This is a genomic window from Arthrobacter sp. (assembly GCF_048266065.1).
In the GTDB taxonomy this organism is placed as follows: Bacteria; Actinomycetota; Actinomycetes; order Actinomycetales; family Micrococcaceae; genus Arthrobacter_H.
In genome coordinates this window covers 24,435-41,823 of the sequence record NZ_JBLXAH010000016.1, presented here as the reverse complement: position 1 = coordinate 41,823, position 17,389 = coordinate 24,435, and the positions used below count along the sequence as shown (strand labels likewise).

15 protein-coding genes are annotated in these 17,389 nt (G+C 65.0%); 11 read left to right on the top strand and 4 right to left on the bottom strand.

The annotated features are described in order from the left end of the window. Nucleotides 1–266 precede the first annotated feature (266 nt). The 7 genes from ACN0TP_RS17790 to ACN0TP_RS17760 all read left to right on the top strand — a co-directional run bounded on the left by ACN0TP_RS17790 (nucleotide 267) and on the right by ACN0TP_RS17760 (nucleotide 8,225). Entirely contained in the window at nucleotides 267–2,270 is a 2,004-nt protein-coding gene (locus tag ACN0TP_RS17790; protein WP_417221195.1) for a M13 family metallopeptidase, read from the top strand. Between the two features lie 139 nt (nucleotides 2,271–2,409). Next, on the top strand, nucleotides 2,410–3,939 hold the full coding sequence (gene lysS, locus ACN0TP_RS17785; RefSeq protein ID WP_417221194.1) for a lysine--tRNA ligase: 1,530 nt from the start codon (nucleotides 2,410–2,412) through the stop codon (nucleotides 3,937–3,939). Nucleotides 3,940–3,943: 4 nt separating this feature from the next. Beyond that, on the top strand, nucleotides 3,944–4,126 hold the full coding sequence (locus ACN0TP_RS17780; RefSeq protein ID WP_417221193.1) for a hypothetical protein: 183 nt from the start codon (nucleotides 3,944–3,946) through the stop codon (nucleotides 4,124–4,126). A gap of 135 nt (nucleotides 4,127–4,261) precedes the next feature. Further along, nucleotides 4,262–4,564: a histone-like nucleoid-structuring protein Lsr2 gene (locus ACN0TP_RS17775; protein ID WP_417221192.1), complete on the top strand. Its 303-nt coding sequence runs from the start codon at nucleotides 4,262–4,264 to the stop codon at nucleotides 4,562–4,564. 147 nt (nucleotides 4,565–4,711) lie between these two features. After that, a complete protein-coding gene (locus ACN0TP_RS17770) occupies nucleotides 4,712–7,243 on the top strand; it encodes an ATP-dependent Clp protease ATP-binding subunit (RefSeq protein ID WP_417221191.1) in 2,532 nt (843 codons plus the stop codon). Between the two features lie 98 nt (nucleotides 7,244–7,341). Next, on the top strand, nucleotides 7,342–7,845 hold the full coding sequence (locus tag ACN0TP_RS17765) for an amino-acid N-acetyltransferase (RefSeq protein WP_417221190.1): 504 nt from the start codon (nucleotides 7,342–7,344) through the stop codon (nucleotides 7,843–7,845). 182 nt (nucleotides 7,846–8,027) lie between these two features. Further along, entirely contained in the window at nucleotides 8,028–8,225 is a 198-nt protein-coding gene (locus ACN0TP_RS17760) for a hypothetical protein (RefSeq protein ID WP_417221189.1), read from the top strand. A gap of 82 nt (nucleotides 8,226–8,307) precedes the next feature. Here ACN0TP_RS17760 and ACN0TP_RS17755 read toward each other — a convergent pair whose 3' ends face one another. Beyond that, nucleotides 8,308–9,279 carry an A/G-specific adenine glycosylase gene (locus ACN0TP_RS17755; protein WP_417221188.1) on the bottom strand — a complete coding sequence of 324 codons (972 nt, stop codon included), beginning with the start codon at nucleotides 9,277–9,279 and terminating at the stop codon, nucleotides 8,308–8,310. 86 nt (nucleotides 9,280–9,365) lie between these two features. Between ACN0TP_RS17755 and ACN0TP_RS17750 the strand changes: the two genes are divergently transcribed. Further along, nucleotides 9,366–10,055: a hypothetical protein gene (locus tag ACN0TP_RS17750; protein WP_417221186.1), complete on the top strand. Its 690-nt coding sequence runs from the start codon at nucleotides 9,366–9,368 to the stop codon at nucleotides 10,053–10,055. A 19-nt stretch (nucleotides 10,056–10,074) separates the two neighbouring features. On the opposite strand, the gene disA is transcribed toward ACN0TP_RS17750, so the two are convergent. The 3 genes from disA to ACN0TP_RS17735 all read right to left on the bottom strand — a co-directional run bounded on the left by disA (nucleotide 10,075) and on the right by ACN0TP_RS17735 (nucleotide 13,781). Next, nucleotides 10,075–11,151, bottom strand: coding sequence for a DNA integrity scanning diadenylate cyclase DisA (gene disA, locus ACN0TP_RS17745; RefSeq protein ID WP_417221184.1), 1,077 nt, complete (start codon nucleotides 11,149–11,151; stop codon nucleotides 10,075–10,077). A gap of 84 nt (nucleotides 11,152–11,235) precedes the next feature. Continuing rightward, complete coding sequence (gene radA / locus ACN0TP_RS17740; protein ID WP_417221183.1) at nucleotides 11,236–12,612, bottom strand: DNA repair protein RadA; 1,377 nt, start codon at nucleotides 12,610–12,612, stop codon at nucleotides 11,236–11,238. 41 nt (nucleotides 12,613–12,653) lie between these two features. Continuing rightward, nucleotides 12,654–13,781 (bottom strand): FUSC family protein, encoded by a 1,128-nt coding sequence (locus ACN0TP_RS17735; RefSeq protein WP_417221181.1) that lies wholly within the window; start codon nucleotides 13,779–13,781, stop codon nucleotides 12,654–12,656. 310 nt (nucleotides 13,782–14,091) lie between these two features. Between ACN0TP_RS17735 and pstS the strand changes: the two genes are divergently transcribed. The 3 genes from pstS (at nucleotide 14,092) to pstA (ending at nucleotide 17,381) form a co-directional block, all read left to right on the top strand. Then, entirely contained in the window at nucleotides 14,092–15,207 is a 1,116-nt protein-coding gene (gene pstS / locus ACN0TP_RS17730) for a phosphate ABC transporter substrate-binding protein PstS (RefSeq protein WP_417221179.1), read from the top strand. A gap of 120 nt (nucleotides 15,208–15,327) precedes the next feature. Beyond that, nucleotides 15,328–16,260: a phosphate ABC transporter permease subunit PstC gene (pstC, locus tag ACN0TP_RS17725; RefSeq protein WP_417221177.1), complete on the top strand. Its 933-nt coding sequence runs from the start codon at nucleotides 15,328–15,330 to the stop codon at nucleotides 16,258–16,260. Next, nucleotides 16,260–17,381, top strand: coding sequence for a phosphate ABC transporter permease PstA (gene pstA, locus ACN0TP_RS17720; protein ID WP_417221176.1), 1,122 nt, complete (start codon nucleotides 16,260–16,262; stop codon nucleotides 17,379–17,381). Before pstC ends, pstA begins: the two co-directional genes overlap by 1 nt. Nucleotides 17,382–17,389: the final 8 nt, after the last annotated feature.

The window sequence follows — 17,389 nt, the reverse complement described above, 5'->3', positions numbered from 1 at the left end:
CCCGGAAGCTAAGACCCACTGCGCCGATGGTACTGCACTCGGGAGGGTGTGGGAGAGTAGGACGCCGCCGGACCATCATTAGGCCCAGGGCCCTGGACATTAGTCCGGGGCCCTGCGTCATTTAAGCCACCAACCACCGGGCGGCCTGGTTTCGCGTTCAGGGGAACATGAGGTGGTGCCCAGAAGATCTGCGGTTGGCGTCAGTAGGGTAGGTGGCAGACCGAAATCTGCGCCACGTGCGCGCGTCCACTATCGATGGGGAACCCATGACTGCAGAAACCACCTCTTCGCCCAAGGAGACCGAGTCCGGGCTGCCGGCCGATCATCGTGATCACGAAACAAGGATCCAGGACGACCTCTACCGGCACGTGAACGGACAGTGGCTGGCAACAGCCGAGGTTCCTGCGGACCAGGGTAGCTATGGATCGTTCATGAAGCTGCGTGATGACGCTGAATCGGCCGTCCATGCCATCATCTTGGAAGCCCAGGGGGATTCAGCCGACACCGACGGGCTGGTGGATGCCAGGAAGCAACGCATTGGTGCCCTGTTCTCCAGCTTCATGGACGAAGACGCCATCGAGGCACGGGGAATGGATCCGATCCGGGATGACCTCAAGGCCGTTTACGGCTGCACGACCATCGAGCAGCTCCTGACCCTCAGCGGCAACTTGCAGCGCCGCGGCGTATCGGGCCTGTACCAGGCCGGCGCCAACTCCGACGCGGGCCAACCGGAGCGCAACGTGCTGTCATTGATCCAGTCGGGGCTTGGCTTGCCCGACGAGTCCTACTACCGGGAAGACCAGTTCGCCGAGATGCTCTCCGGGTACCGGGCACACCTTGGCCGTCTGCTCGCCTTGGCAGAGGTTCCGCATGCCGAAGAAGCAGCTGCCGCAGTCGTGGAGCTGGAAACCGAACTCGCTTCCCATCATTGGGATGCCGTGAAATGCCGAGACGCCCAGGCCCGCTACAACCTGATGGACGCTGATGCCCTGTTCGGGTTGCAGCCGACGTTGCGCCTCTGGCTCGAGGGTGCCGGCATTGACGAGAAGTACTACTCCGAGGTCGACGTGTGGCAGCCGAGCTACCTGGAGGGTGTCGAGCGCCTGCTCCGAAGCCAGCCGTTGAAGGCCTGGCGTCACTGGCTGGCCGTCCAGGTGGTCCGCAGCAACGCCGCCTACCTGTCGGCACCATTCGTTGAGGAGAACTTCTCCTTCTATTCGGCCACTCTGGGAGGCGTCACTGAGATGCGGCCTCGTTGGAAGCGTGGGGTCGCGTTCACGGAAGGTGCGGTCGGTGAGGATATCGGCCAGCTCTACATCGAGCGGCACTTCGGCCAACGGAGCAAGGACCTCATGGAGTCGTTGGTGGCCAACCTCATCGCGGCCTACCGGGAGTCAATTGGATCCCTGACGTGGATGACCGACGGGACCCGGGAACGCGCCCTTGAGAAGCTCTCCCTGTTCCGCCCGAAGATCGGCTACCCGGTGAAATGGATCGACTACAGTGCGATCGAGGCGGACCAGACGGATCTCATCGGCAACGTCGCCAGCGCCAACGAGTTCGAGTTCATGCGTGAGCTGTCCAAGATCGACGATGGCGTCGACAAGGACCTGTGGTTCATGTACCCGCAAACGGTGAACGCCTACTACCACCCGCTGCTCAATGAGATCGGCTTCCCGGCTGCCATCCTCCGGAGCCCGTTCTTCGATCCCGACCGCGATCCGGCGTCGAACTATGGAGCCATCGGTGCCGTCATCGGCCACGAGATCGGCCATGGATTCGACGACCAGGGTTCCCAATTCGACGGCACGGGCCAACTGCGCGACTGGTGGACCCCGGAGGATCGTGCCGCCTTCGATGAACTGACCGGAAAGCTTGTCGAACAGTACGAGGCCCTCGTGCCGCCCGAAGCCCCGGACCAGCACGTCAACGGCAAGCTCACCCTGGGCGAGAACATCGGTGATCTCGGCGGCCTCGGCATCGCATACAAGGCGTATCAGCTGGACTTGTCGGCCCGGGGCCTGGAGGTGGACGACGTCATCGACGGGCTCAGTGGTGACCAGCGGTTCTTCCACAGCTGGGCGGAGTGCTGGAGGTCGTTGACCCGACCCGAAACGATGATCACGCGCATCACCACCGACCCCCACTCTCCGGGGGAATTCCGCTGCAACCAGGTGGTGAGGAACATGGATGCCTTCCACCGTGCCTTCGGCACGCAGCCGGGCGACGGCATGTGGCTGGATCCAGCGGAACGCGTCGAGATCTGGTGACCGAATCCGGCGTCGTCGTGCCCGCGGCACCTGCCGCGGACACGACGACGCAGGGAGCCCACCCCCGCATCGTGATCGGGGGCACAGTGCTGCAGGATTCGTGGTCGACCGCCACCCGGAGCACGTAGAATCGATTACTGTGACTGCTGACCAGACCCCTGCCGCCCCCGCAACCGCCGAGACCCTCGACACGCGCGACCAGCGCGAGATCCGCCTGGCCAAGCGCACCGAACTGATCAACTCCGGCCGTGAGGCGTACCCGGTAGGCGTCGAACGAACGCACACACTGCTCGAGATCCGCGAAAAGTATGCCCACCTCGAGGCGGGCGAGGAAACAACTGACATCGTCGGAGTGGCCGGGCGCATCGTCTTCGCCCGAAATACCGGCAAACTATGCTTTGCCACGTTGCAGGAGTCCGGTCCCAGTGGTGAAGCCGTGCGGTTGCAGGCCATGCTCTCCTTGGCGAATGTCGGGGAGGAATCGCTGGCCGACTGGAAGCGGCTCACCGACCTGGGAGACCACGTCTTCGTCACGGGCGCGGTCATCTCGTCGCGTCGCGGGGAACTATCCGTCATGGTCACAGACTGGCAGATGGCCTCCAAGGCGCTGCGCCCCATGCCGGTGCTGCATGCCGACCTCAACGAGGAAACGCGAGTGCGCCAGCGTTATGCGGATCTCATGGTCCGCGATGATGCCCGCGCGATGATCTACAAGCGCGACGCCGTCACCCGCGCCGTTCGCGACACCCTTTACGGACACGGGTACGTGGAGGTGGAGACCCCCATGCTCCAACTGGTCCACGGTGGTGCCTCGGCCCGGCCCTTCCACACCCACCTGAATGCGTTCGATCAGGACATGACGCTGCGCATCGCGACCGAGCTGTACCTGAAGCGCACCGTGGTCGGCGGCATTCCCCGGGTCTTCGAAGTCGGCCGCCTGTTCCGCAACGAGGGCGTGGACTCCACGCACTCCCCGGAATTCACGACGCTGGAATGCTACGAGATCTATGCCGACCAGTTCGTGATGGCCGAACGCATCCAAGAGATCATCCTCAACGCCGCCGACGCCGTGGGCGCCGGCCGGCAGATCGAGACGGCCAAGGGCACCATCAACCTCGACGGCGAATGGCGTTGGCTGGGCGTCTACCCCGGATTGTCGAAGGCGGTCGGACATGAAATCACTCCGGACACCGCGGCCGACGAACTGCGGGCGATCGCAGCGGCCCACGAGGTCAAGATCGATCCGAAGTGGAACGCCGAGAAGCTGGTCATCGAACTCTTCGGCGAAATCGTCGAGCCCACGCTGATCGACCCCACCTTCGTCTACGACTATCCGCCGGCCGCTCAGCCGCTGGCCCGTCCACACCGCTCGCGCCCGGGTGTGATTGAAGCATGGGACCTGATCATCGGAGGAATGGAACGCGGAACCGCATTCTCCGAACTCATCGACCCGGTCATCCAACGCGAACGGCTCACGGAACAGTCCCTGCTCGCCGCAGGGGGCGACGACGAGGCGATGCAACTGGACGAGGACTTCCTGCGTGCCTTGGAGTACGGCGCCCCTCCCATGGGCGGCATCGGCCTGGGGATCGACCGTCTGGTCATGCTCTTCACCGACGCCGGCATCCGCGAAACCATTCTTTACCCGTTGCTGAAGCCCGAGGCCTGAACCCATGGCATACGTCGAAGTGCTGCTGCCGACCATCGTCGTCGCGCTGATTTTCTGGTTCGTCATGCGGGCCGTCTTCCGGGTGGACCGCAACGAACGGCGGGCCGAGGCCGAAGCTGATGCGCAGCGTGAGGCCATGCAGAAGGCTGCCGAGAATCACGAAAAAGAAAACCCCTCGGCCAACTAAGGATTTCCCGGTCGTCTGTCTGTCGTTTCCGCAGTAGCATAGTGCCCGAACACCAAAGGCATTATCTGACGCCATGCGCGGGACGCGCCGCCATCACGGCAACATTGCCCGCATCTTCGAAGTGAGGAGCCCTCCGTGGCACGGAAGGTTGAAATTACACTCATCGACGATCTCGATGGGAGTACGGCCATGGACACCGTGCATTTCGGTTTGGACGGCAGCCACTACGAGATCGACCTCGGCGAGGACAACGCCCGCAAGCTGCGGGAGGCACTCGCGCCGTTCATCTCCAGGGCGCGTCGTTCCACGGCGTACTCCGCCTCTGAAGCCCCTGCCATCCGTTCGTGGGCCGCAGAAAATGGCTTCAAGGTCAGCGAACGCGGGCGGCTGCACTCCGAGGTCATCGACGCCTACCGTGAGGCACACCCCGAATCCTGACCGCCTCCACCCGTGGGCTGGGGGAGTCCGGGGAACCGGGAACCGGCTCCGCCGTGGGAGGATCCGTTATCCCCACGGCGAACACGCGACATCTGGCGCCGATTGATGCGTAGCATCGTCAGTACGCGTTAGCTAGGAGTGTGCCGCATGTTTGAGAGATTCACCGACCGTGCCCGTCGCGTTGTCGTGCTCGCCCAAGAAGAGGCGCGCATGCTCAACCACAACTACATCGGCACCGAGCACATCCTGCTCGGTCTGATCCACGAGGGGGAGGGCGTCGCCGCGAAGGCGTTGGAGTCGCTCAACATCTCGCTCGGAGCAGTACGGGAGCAGGTGCAGGAGATCATCGGCCAGGGCCAGCAGGCCCCGTCCGGCCACATCCCCTTCACTCCCCGCGCCAAGAAGGTCTTGGAACTCTCGCTTCGCGAGGCGCTCCAGCTCGGCCACAACTACATCGGTACCGAGCACATCCTGCTCGGCCTGATCCGTGAAGGCGAAGGAGTCGCCGCCCAGGTGCTGGTCAAGCTCGGTGCCGATCTGAACCGTGTCCGCCAGCAGGTCATCCAGTTGCTCTCCGGATACCAGGGTGGCAAGGAAACCGCCGGTGCCGGTGTCGGGCAGGGCCAGTCGGAGGGCCAGCCCGCGGGGTCCGTGGTGTTGGACCAGTTCGGCCGCAACCTCACACAGGCCGCCCGTGAAGGAAAGCTCGACCCGGTCATCGGCCGGGAGTTCGAGATGGAACGGGTCATGCAGGTGCTCTCGCGCCGCACCAAGAACAACCCCGTGCTGATCGGTGAGCCCGGCGTCGGCAAGACCGCCGTCGTCGAAGGTCTTGCCCAGGCCATCGTTCGCGGCGACGTCCCCGAAACCATCAAGGACAAGCAGCTCTACACCCTGGACCTCGGTTCCCTGGTGGCCGGCAGCCGGTACCGCGGTGACTTCGAGGAACGTCTGAAGAAGGTCCTCAAGGAGATCCGCACCCGCGGGGACATCATCCTGTTCATCGATGAGATCCACACTCTCGTGGGAGCCGGGGCCGCCGAGGGCGCCATCGATGCAGCCTCCATCCTGAAGCCCATGTTGGCACGCGGCGAACTCCAGACCATCGGTGCAACCACCTTGGACGAGTACCGCAAGCACATCGAGAAGGATGCCGCCCTCGAGCGGCGCTTCCAGCCGATCCAGGTCAAGGAGCCCTCCGTGGAGCACACCACGGAGATCCTGCGCGGCCTGCGTGACCGCTACGAGGCCCACCACCGGGTGTCCATCACCGATGGTGCCTTGGCGGCTGCGTCGCAGTTGGCCCACCGCTACATCTCGGACCGCTTCCTGCCGGACAAGGCCATCGACCTGATCGACGAGGCCGGCGCACGCCTGCGGATCCGTCGCATGACGGCCCCGCCGGCGCTGAAGGAGATGGACGAGCAGATCGCCGACGTCCGCCGTGAAAAGGAAGCCGCGATCGATTCACAGGACTTCGAGGGTGCCGCCTCGCTGCGCGACAAGGAGCAGAAGCTCCAGGAAGAGCGCGCGGAAAAGGAGAAGTCCTGGAAGAACGGTGACATGGATGAGATCGCCGAAGTCGACGAGGAACTCATCGCCGAGGTGCTGGCCAACTCGACCGGCATCCCGGTCATCAAGCTCACCGAGGAGGAATCCGGCCGTCTGCTCAACATGGAGGCCGAGCTCCACAAGCGGGTCATCGGCCAGGACGAGGCGATCAAGTCGATCTCGCAGGCCATTCGCCGCACGCGCGCAGGCCTGAAGGACCCGAACCGTCCTGGCGGCTCGTTCATCTTCGCCGGGCCCACGGGCGTCGGCAAGACCGAGCTGGCGAAGGCATTGGCGGAGTTCCTCTTCGGCGAGGAAGACGCGCTGATCACCCTCGACATGTCGGAGTACTCGGAGAAGCACACCGTTTCCCGGCTCTTCGGTGCCCCTCCGGGATACGTCGGCTACGAAGAGGGCGGACAGCTGACCGAAAAGGTCCGCCGCCGTCCGTTCTCCGTGGTGCTCTTCGACGAAGTTGAAAAGGCGCACGCCGACCTGTTCAACTCGTTGCTGCAGATCCTGGAAGACGGTCGGTTGACCGACTCGCAGGGACGCGTGGTCGACTTCAAGAACACCGTCATCATCATGACGACCAACCTGGGAACCCGTGACATCTCCAAGGGTGTCATGACCGGTTTCCAGTCGACGACCGATACGAAGACCGGCTACGACCGCATGCAGGCCAAGGTGCAGGAGGAATTGCGCCAGCACTTCCGCCCGGAATTCCTCAACCGCGTCGACGACGTTGTCGTCTTCCCGCAGCTGTCCCAGGAGGAGATCGTCCAGATCGTCGATCTCTTCGTGGACCGGCTCGAGGTCCGCATGGTCGAAAAGGGCATGCACGTCAAGCTGACCGAGGCCGCCAAGCGGCTGCTGGCCACGCGCGGCTACGACCCCGCCATGGGGGCCCGGCCGCTGCGCCGGACCATCCAGCGTGAAGTCGAGGACCAGCTCTCCGAGAAGATCCTCTTCGGGGAGATCGTCGCCGGCCAAACCATCACCGTTGACGTCGACGGCGAAGGTGACACGGCCAAGTTCACCTTCATCGGGCGTGAGGAAACACCAGCGCTGGAGGGCCAGGACACGCCGGCCGAACTCGAGGAAGGCCACCTGAGCACAGGTTCCTAGGCCAAGGCGCCTGGAGGGCCCGGAACGTGGGAACACCACGGTCCGGGCCCTTTGTCATGCGACGGGGACTCTGGCCGCCGCGGGAATAGGATGGAAAGATGCCGTCCTTCACGCTTCGTTCCGCCCGCACCTCAGACGTCGCCGGGATCCGTCGCCTCGTCCGCCCCCTGGCTGACCAACGAGTGCTGTTGGAGAAGGAAGCCGTCGCCTACTTTGAAAGCCTCCAGGAATTCATCGTGGCCATCGGCGACGACGACCTGCTCGGATGCGGGGCACTGCACGTGATGTGGGAGGACCTGGCCGAGATCCGGACACTGGCCACCGATGAGTCCCACCGCGGGGAGGGGATCGGGAAGGCCCTGCTGCAGGAACTGGTGGAACGGGCTCGGGTGATCGGCGTCAGCCGGCTCTTCTGCCTGACCTTTGAAGTCGAATTCTTCCGGGCCATGGGATTCGAGGTGATGGCCAACCAGAGCGCGGTGGATCCCGAGGTCTACTCCGAACTACTGCGCTCCACCGACGAGGGCGTGGCCGAGTTCCTCGACCTTGCCCGGGTGAAGCCAAACACCCTGGGGAACACCCGGATGATCATGAACCTGTGACGCCGCCCGGATTTCGCGTTCGGAGTAATGTCACGGGAATTGCCGCAAGTTGTGGACTTGAGGGCGCCGAACTGCTTAGTTTGGCCGTGGGCCCTCAGTGGGACCCACGCCGCACTTCGTATCCAACGGAGCGTTGAGGCACCGAAAGTACCAACTCGGAACCAACGAAAGTAGGTCAAGCAATGGGACTCGGAGATAGCCTGGGTGGACTCGGTGAGAACATCGAGAACCTCAAGAACGAGCACGGTGACCAGATCAATCAGGGCATCGATGGAGCGCAGGAAAAATTCGGCGACAAGCTGCCCGTGGATGCAGAGCAGATCGACGGCGCCCAGGAGCAGTTCCTCGGTGGCGGCGAGAACAAGGAAGAGGGCCAGTAGGGCCTGGTGACTTAACCACCGACCATTGGCCGGTGGGCTGGGGCCCCGCGGAATGCGGGGCCCCAGCTGTGTTTAAGGACTGCTAATGAGGCAGGACGATTCCCCGCCCTGAATCGACGGCAAGGCCATCGGCCATGAGGCCATCAAGGCACCGCTGGCGTTGTTCCGGGCCGGCCGGCAGGTCCCGGAGGCGTTGCAGTGCCGTCACGAGGCCAACGGTGGCCTCGTTGGTTGCGGCATCGGTGTCTTCTGCGCCGAGCAGTGTCCCGGCCGCGACGGGTTCGTCTGAAAGGCGTAGGACCGCCATCATGGCCCCTCGGACCTGGCGGTCCGTTCCCTCCCAGGGCTGGCCCTTGGGGACGTAGTGCGGTGCCGGCCGGCCAGCCGCCACCCACGCGCAGGATGCGGACACGGGACAGTCAGCGCATTGCGGGGATCGCGCCGTGCATACCAGGGCGCCCAGCTCCATGACCGCCGCATTCCAGATACAGGCCAGTTGCCCGTTGTCCTGGTCGACCCGGGGCATGAGATCGGCGGCCAGACGTGCCTCAGCGGCAGTGTGGCTTGGTTCGGGTAGGGCCCGGCCGCTGATCAGCCGTGCGTGCACCCGCCGGATGTTCGTATCGACTACCGTTTCCGGGATCCCGAATGCAAAACAGGAGATCGCGGCAGCCGTGTAGCTGCCCACCCCGGGCAATGCCAGCAGCTCGGCGTAGGTGGAGGGCACCTGGCCATCATGGTCCTCGGCGATCTGCCGTGCAGCCTCCGCCAGACGCAACGCGCGCCTCGGATAGCCAAGCCGACCCCATGCACGGACAGCTTCCCCGGCAGGTTCTGCGGCCAGGTCCGTTGGCCGTGGCCACCTGTTCATCCACTCTTCCCATACGGGCAGCACCCTGACGACCGGAGTCTGCTGGAGCATGAACTCGCTGACCATGACCCCCCACGGCGTGCATTCGGGGCGTCGCCACGGCAGGTCGCGGCCCCTGACGCCAAACCAGTCGGCCAGGGAGTGGTGTACGGCGTCGAGGTCGAGGGGTGGGGTGGATGGCACGTGGCTCCTTCAGTTGCGCGGCACCAATACCCTAATGCACGGCGTGGGAGCCGACGCCCGGGCGGGTCGCTCCATACCCTAGGTGCATGGCACCACAGCAGTCCCGACCCGGCCGATCCCGCAAGCCGAGCCCCGAAGTCTTCCGCCGTCGCCGCATCGTCGCCGCGGTGGCCCTGCTCGTCATCCTGGCGTTGCTGGCCTGGGCGGTCATTGCGGTGGCCGGTCTCTTCGCCGGGGGCCACGATGAAGCGGCGACGCAGGATACCCCGGCACCCGTGACGTCGCCGTCGGCTTCCGGATCAACTGCGCCCTCTGCCTCTGCCTCGGCCACGTCCTCCCCGAGTCCTTCCTCCGGGGCGGCCGAGGGGTCCTCGTCCGCGGTGGCCGGCCCTGAATGTGCCTCCGATGACATCGAGCTTCGCTCCTCGACGGACAAGTCCACCTATTCCTCCGGCGAGGACCCGGTGCTGGAAATGAAGATCACCAACTCAGGCACCGAGGACTGTTCCCTGAACGTCGGAACCAGCCAACAGGAATTCAACATCGTTTCCGGATCCGACCGGATCTTCTCCACGACCGACTGCCGGGCCAACGCCACCGACAGCGTGATGACCTTGAAGGCCGGCGCGACGGAAAGCGCCCGGTTCACCTGGGAACGGCTGCGTAGTGCGCCAGGCTGCAAGAAGGTCACGACCAAACCGCGGCCGGGAACCTACACTTTCACCGCCAAGCTGGGTGCCGTCGAGAGCGACAAGGCAACCTTTTCCCTGAAGTAGCCGTTGGCAGCGTCGAGCACTACATGTAGCGGTCCAACAAGCTGGTCTCCGCGATGCGCGAGAGACCCTCACGGACCGTCCGGGCACGTTGTTCGCCGATGCCATCCACGTCCATGAGGTCATCGATGTTCGCGGCCATCAGATGCTGCAGGCCACCGAAACTGTCCACGAGACGGTCGGCGATCGCCCGGGGAACCGCCTTGATGCTGGCCAGGAGCCGGAATCCCTTGGGGTGGACGACGGCCTCCAGGGAATCGGTGCCCGGGGTGAACCCGAGAATCGTGGAGATCCTGCCCAGGTCGATCATGTCGTTGGAGCTGAACGTGCGGAGTTCCGCGAGTGATGCCTCGATCTGTTCCGGAGTCGTCCCGGCCTCGGAGTAGTCCTTGAGAAGCAGGTCGCTGCCCGGCCCCAAGCCTGCGCTCAATTCGTCGTATTGCAAAGCGAGAAGCCGTCCATCGACTCCCAGCTCGAGCACGTACTGGTCGATCTCCTCGGAGATCCGACGCACCATTTCCTGACGTTGGAGTACTACGGCAACGTCGCGGACGGTGACCGCCGCTTCGATCTCGAGTGCCGAGAGGGTGCTGGTGACCTGGTCCAGTCGGTTGCGGTAGCGCTCGAGAGTGGCCAGTGCCTGGTTGGCACGGGCCAATACGGGCTCGGATCCCTCCAGTACATGGCGGATGCCTTGGACGTAGATCGCAATGATCTGCATGGATTGGGACACCGAAATCACCGGGAAACCGGTCTGGATGGCCACGCGCTCGGCAGTGCGGTGCCGGGTGCCCGATTCCTGGGTATCGATCGTGTGGTCGGGGACCAGCTGAACGGCGGCCTTGAGGATGTTCGAGGCGTCACGGTCACAGACAATGGCACCGTCCATCTTGGCGAGCTCGCGTAGCCGGGTGGGGGAGAAGGCAATGTCGATGTCAAAACCCCCGGAGGAGATGGACTCCACGGTCCGGTCGGTGCCGAGCACGATCAGTGCGCCGGTCCTCCCGCGCAGGATGCGCTCGAGGCCGTCGCGCAACTGGGTTCCAGGTGCCACTCGGGCGAGCGTGGTGCGCAGCGCCTCTTCGGGGGTCTTGGCCATGGGGTTCCTTCCACTGGATCATCACCATCGTAAGGGGGATGTCCTCCATGTCCCCGGTGGAAGACCGGCTTCGACCGGGCGCGCCTAGCCGAAAGCAGCCTCCAGGGCCTCCTGCAAAGTGCCGACTTCTCGGACCTTGAAGCCGGAGGGCACAGCACCGGGCCCATTGGGGGAGGCCGGAACCAACGCGTAGCGGAAGCCGAGGCGCTCAGCCTCGGTGATGCGCCGCCCGATGTCAGGGACGGGACGCACCTCCCCGGCCAAGCCGACCTCTCCGAAGGCGATGAACTGGGCAGGAAGCGGACGATCGAGCTTGGCCCCGGATATGGCCAGCGCCGTGGCCAGGTCGGTGGCCGGTTCCCCCAGCCGCACGCCGCCGACCGTCGCGACATAGGAATCCAGATTCGACAGGTCCATGCCGGCCCTGCTCTGCAGAACCGCCAGGATCATGGCGGTGCGGGCCGAGTCCAGCCCGCTGGTGGCTCGTCGTGGTTGGGCATTGTTCGTCTTGGCCAGCAGAGATTGGACCTCGGCGACCAGCGGGCGCCGGCCCTCCAGGGTGACGGTGACGCAGGTTCCCGACACCGGCTCCTTGGTTCGCGTGACGAACAGGCCACTCGGGTCGGCGAGCCCCTCGATCCCGGCCTCGGTCAGGTCAAAACAGCCGACCTCATCCGTCGGACCGTAGCGGTTCTTCACCGCACGCAGCAAACGCAGCCGGGAATGGCGCTCGCCGTCGAACTGGCAGACGACATCAACCAGATGCTCGAGGAGCCGCGGTCCTGCGATGGAACCGTCCTTGGTGACGTGTCCGACGAGGATGGTCGTCATGTCGCGCTTCTTGGCGGCATTGATCAACGATGCCGCCACTTCCCGCACCTGCGTCACGCCGCCCGCCGCTCCGTCCACATCGGCAGAAGACAGGGTTTGCACGGAATCAATGACCAGCAGTTCGGGATCGATTTGCTCGATCTGTCCCAAGGCGATGCCGAGATCTGTTTCGGCCGTCAAGTACAAGGTGTCGGAGAGCGCGTCGATGCGTTCGGCACGCATTTTCACCTGGGCCGCCGACTCCTCGCCGGTGATGTAGAGGACACGGCGGTTGGTGCGCGAGGTCCGGGCGGCGACATCGAGCAACAGCGTGGACTTGCCGACGCCGGGCTCACCCGCCAGCAGGATCACCGCTCCGGGGACCAGTCCACCACCGAGTACCCGGTCCAGTTCGCCGATCCGCGTGGGCTTGTACAGGGCAGCCGAAGAGTCGACATCTGCGATCAGCTGGGCCGGGCGGGACACCGTGGCAGCAGCCGTTGTCCGGGCTGCGACCTGCCCGATCTCCTCCACGGTGCCCCAGGATTGGCATTCACCGCAGCGACCGACCCATTTGACGGTCGTCCACCCGCATTCGGCGCACCGGTAGGCGGGGGCATTGCGTGCACGGGTACTGCTCTTGGTGGCCATGGGTCACGATGCTATCGCCTGCGACCGACGATCAGGACCAGTCAGAGGCGCGGCAGGAAGGAGACCGCATCGGCATGGTCCATGCCGGTGGCCTCGAGCAGGTCGACCACGAAGGGCCGCAGCAAAAGCACCAGCCCCTCGCCCTGCAGCCCGGTGGCCCCGAAAGAATCGGGCGTCAGGCGCGCGGCGGCGGCAATGAGGTCCTCGCGGGCTGCCCGCTCGGCCCGGTCGCGTTGGGATTGCTGGGGCTCCATGACCGAGCGGGCCAGCGAGTCCACGGCGTCGGCGACTTCATCAAGATAGATGGAGAGTTCCTCGGAGGCCTCCTCGCGGAGCGCGGCGTGGGTGATGACCGATGCCATGCGCCGGTCGAAGACCCGCGCATTGCGCACGGCCAGGTCCACCTGGCCGGCGACCCGCCGCAGCCGTTCCAGTTCGCCGCGATGTCGACGGAAATGGGGAGAGAAGGTGGCGATCTCGTCGGCACCTGTGAGGGAGGCAGGGATCCTGTCCATCAGTGACTGCGTGCCACGGGCGCGGATCAAGGCGTGCCAGGCACGGGTGGAGTCGGACTCCCGCAAGGCAACGGAACTGTCGCGCAGGATCGCCGAGAGTTCGCGGATCAATTGCCGTAGCTCGCCGGCCGGTTCCCGACGCGGATCCTTGGGGGCCAAAGCGGTGATCAACAGGGCGCACAAACCGCCGACGATGGCGTCACCGCTACGGGTGAAGGGCCCGCCATCCGGAGCCGGCAGCAGGACCACCAGCAGTGACTGGACGCCGAACTGTGTCGTGAAAATGGATCCGCTGTCCAGGAAACGGGCCAGCACCAGCGAAATGAAGACGACGACCGCCGCCTGCCAGATGCCCGTGCCGAGCAGGGTGAGCAGCAGATCCCCGACGGCAATGCCCAAGGTGCAGCCAATGGCGACCTCCAGAACACGGCGCATCCGGGTCGCCCCGCCGAAACCGAGGGCGACGACTGCCGAGGTCGCGGCGAACAACGGTCCCTGGTGGCCTAGGATCTTCTCCGCAATCCAGTAGGCTCCGACGGCACACACCGTGATCTGGATGATCTGCACCAGGGAAACGCGGACCCTGGCGGTTCCCGAGAGCGAACGGTGGCGTGCCAAGGACGCCATCCTGCCGAACGGGTTTGCCTGGTCCATTCGTACAGTTTGGCATGGATGCGCCCAACGGACGGCACCGGATGTGATGTACTGCACGTCGTCAGGAAATATGACCATAAATCCTTGTCAAATCGCGGTTTTCCCTGGTTTGGCGCGGAACATCCGCGCGTCGTTAACCTCCCGTTCACCCCGCCCGGCAGCGTTCTTTACCTGCCTTGCCTACCGTCAGGTGTGAAGTCGAACGCCACTTGCGACGCACGTCGTCTGCTCTCACCAGCGGGCCGGTCGTTCGCCAGCACCACCGGGGCATCCCGTCCCACCGCCGCAGAGTAGAAGAAGGAACAAACACGTGAAGGTTAATCGCATCGGCCAAGCCGCAGCCGTCCTCTCCGTCGCCGCCCTGGCCCTCACGGCCTGTGGTTCGGACAACGCCACCGGAGAGGCCGCCGGCACCGGCGGGTCCTCCTCCAGCGGGTCGAACGCGACCGGGACGTTGACCGGCATTGGCGCCTCGTCGCAGAAGGCCGCCATGGATGCCTGGAAGTCGGGCTTCGAGTCCGCCAACTCCAACGCCAAGGTGCAGTACTCGCCCGACGGCTCCGGCGCCGGCCGCAAGGCCTTCCTCGCCGGCGGCGCACAGTTCGCCGGCTCGGACGCCTACCTGGCGGATGACGAGGTCGAATCCTCCAAGAAGGTGTGTGGCCCCGACGGCGCCTTCGACATCCCGGCCTACATCTCCCCGATCGCCGTGGCCTACAACCTCGAGGGTGTCGACGACCTGAAGCTCGACGCCGACACCATCGCGAAGATCTTCAAGCTCGAGATCACCAAGTGGAACGATCCGGCCATTGCCCAGCAGAACGAGGGCGTTGACCTGCCGGCCACGGACATCACCGTCGTGCACCGCAACGACGAGTCGGGCACCACCGAGAACTTCACCCAGTACCTGGCCGTCGCGGCCAAGGATGTCTGGACCTACGAGGAATCCGGTGACTGGCCCTCGGACCTGCAGTCCGAGAACGCCAAGGGCACCTCAGGTGTCGTGTCCACCACCTCCTCGACCCCCGGCGCCATCACCTACGCCGACGCTTCGGCCGTCGGCAAGCTGGGTACCGTCTCGGTGAAGGTGGGCGACGAATACACCAAGCTTTCAGCGGACGCTGCGGCCAAGGCCGTCGAAACCGCGGAGCCGGTCTCGGGTCGTTCGGACCAGGACATGGCCCTCAAGCTCAAGCGCGACACCACCGAATCGGGTGCCTACCCGATCATCCTGGTGAGCTACCACATCTACTGCAGCACCTACAAGGACCAGGAAACCGTTGACCTGGTCAAGGCGTGGGGCAACTACGTGGTCGGCGCCGAAGGCCAGCAGGCCGCAGCCGATTCCGCGGGCAGCGCGCCGCTGTCCGACTCGATGATGGAAAAGGCCAAGAAGGCCATCGACTCCATCACGGTCGCGTCCTAACCTCCGCGTCACACGGGCCGGCAAGCCCGAGCGGCTTGCCGGCCCCCTGAATCACCACCGCCCCGTCGACCAGGAATTCCCCTCCACATGGTTGCCGGGCCTCCAGACCGAAAGGTCACTATGACTACCAACGCGCTGACCAAGCCGGCCGGCTCGGGCCGGCTGGGAGACAAGGTCTTCTCCACTGCGTCGATGGCCGCGGGCATCCTGATCCTGGCCACCCTCTTCGCCGTCGCCTTGTTCCTGCTCATCCAAGCCATCCCGGCCTTCACCGCCGACCCGGCGGACATCTCCGGTGGCAAGGGCTTCTTCTCCTACATCTGGCCGATCGTCATCGGCACGGTGGTCGCCGCGGCCATCGCGATCGTGCTGTCCACGCCCGTGGGCCTGGGCGTGGCACTGTTCATCTCGCACTACGCCCCCCGCCGTCTGGCGGCACCACTGGGCTATGTGATCGACTTGCTGGCCGCGATCCCCTCGGTCATCTACGGCATTTGGGGCTACCTCGTGCTGGCCCCCGTGCTGGTGCCAGGCTACGAGTGGCTCAACGAAAACCTCGGATTCATCCCGCTGTTCGGCGGGCCGGTATCGCAGACCGGCAAGACCATGCTCACCGCCGGCATCGTGCTGGCCGTGATGGTCCTGCCGATCATCACCTCGCTCTCCCGCGAGATCTTCCTGCAGACACCCGGGCTGCACGAAGAAGCTGCCCTGGCCCTGGGGGCCACCCGCTGGGAAATGATCCGCATGTCGGTGTTCCCGTTCGCCCGCGCGGGAATCGTCTCCGCGGTGATGCTCGGCCTCGGCCGGGCCCTGGGCGAGACCATGGCGGTGGCGCTGGTGCTCTCGACCGGCAACCTGATCCCGTCACTGGTCAAGTCCGGAAACCAGACGATCGCCGCGGAAATCGCCCTGAACTTCCCCGAGGCCTTTGGCCTGCGGATGTCCGAACTCATTGCGGCCGGCCTGGTCCTCTTCGTCATCACCTTGGCCGTGAACATGATCGCCCGCTGGATCATCGGCCGCCACAAGGAATTCTCGGGAGCCAACTGATGTCCACGACCACCACCCTCACCCCCACGCCCTCGCCGACACGGCGCAACCGGCTCTCCAAGGGCCGCCTGCCGCGTTGGGCGATTCCCGCCGTCGGACTGGCTGCGCTGGTCCTCGGAGCCGCAGGGTCCAGCCTGGGCGGATTCTCCATTGCCTCGTTCCTGATCTACGCAGCGCTGCTCTTCGTCATCGGCGCCACGGTGGTCACCACCGTGGTCGAAGGCCGCAGGCAGGGCACCAACTCGTTCTTCAAGCACCTCGTCATCGGGGCGTTCCTGCTGGCGCTCATCCCGCTGGTTTCGGTCCTCTACACCGTGCTGGAGCGCGGGCTGCCCGGCATGACCTCCGATTTCCTGTTCCACTCGATGAACGGGATGACCGGTGCGGTGGACAACAAGACGGTGGCCGACGGCACGCCCGTGCTTGGCGGTGCCTACCACGCAGTGGTCGGGACCCTGCTGATCACCCTCTGGTCCTCGATCATCTCGGTCCCGATCGGGATGCTCACCGCGATCTACCTCGTCGAATACGGCCAGGGCAAGCTGCTCAGCCGGGGCATCACGTTCTTCGTCGATGTCATGACGGGCATCCCCTCGATCGTCGCCGGCCTCTTCGCCGCCGCGCTGTTCGGCCTGATGTTCGGGCCGTCCACCCGCATGGGCATCGTCGCCGCCGTCGCCTTGTCGGTGCTGATGATCCCCACCGTGGTCCGCTCGACGGAGGAAATGCTCAAGATCGTCCCGAACGAGCTGCGCGAGGCCTCCTACGCGCTGGGCGTGCGCAAATGGCGCACGGTCACCAAGGTGGTCATCCCCACGGCGATCTCGGGCATTGCCTCCGGTGTCACCCTGGCCATCGCCCGTGTCATCGGCGAGACCGCGCCCATCCTGGTCACTGCCGGGCTGGCCAACAACATCAACTTCAACGTCTTCAGCAACTGGATGGCCACGTTGCCGACGTTCATCTACTACCAGATCCTCAATCCGACGTCGCCGACGAACATCGACCCCAGCGCCCAGCGCGCCTGGGCGGCAGCCCTGCTGCTGATCCTCATGGTCATGATCCTCAACCTCGGCGCCCGGCTGATTGCGCGCATCTTCGCCCCCAAGACCGGCCGCTAGGCCCCCGA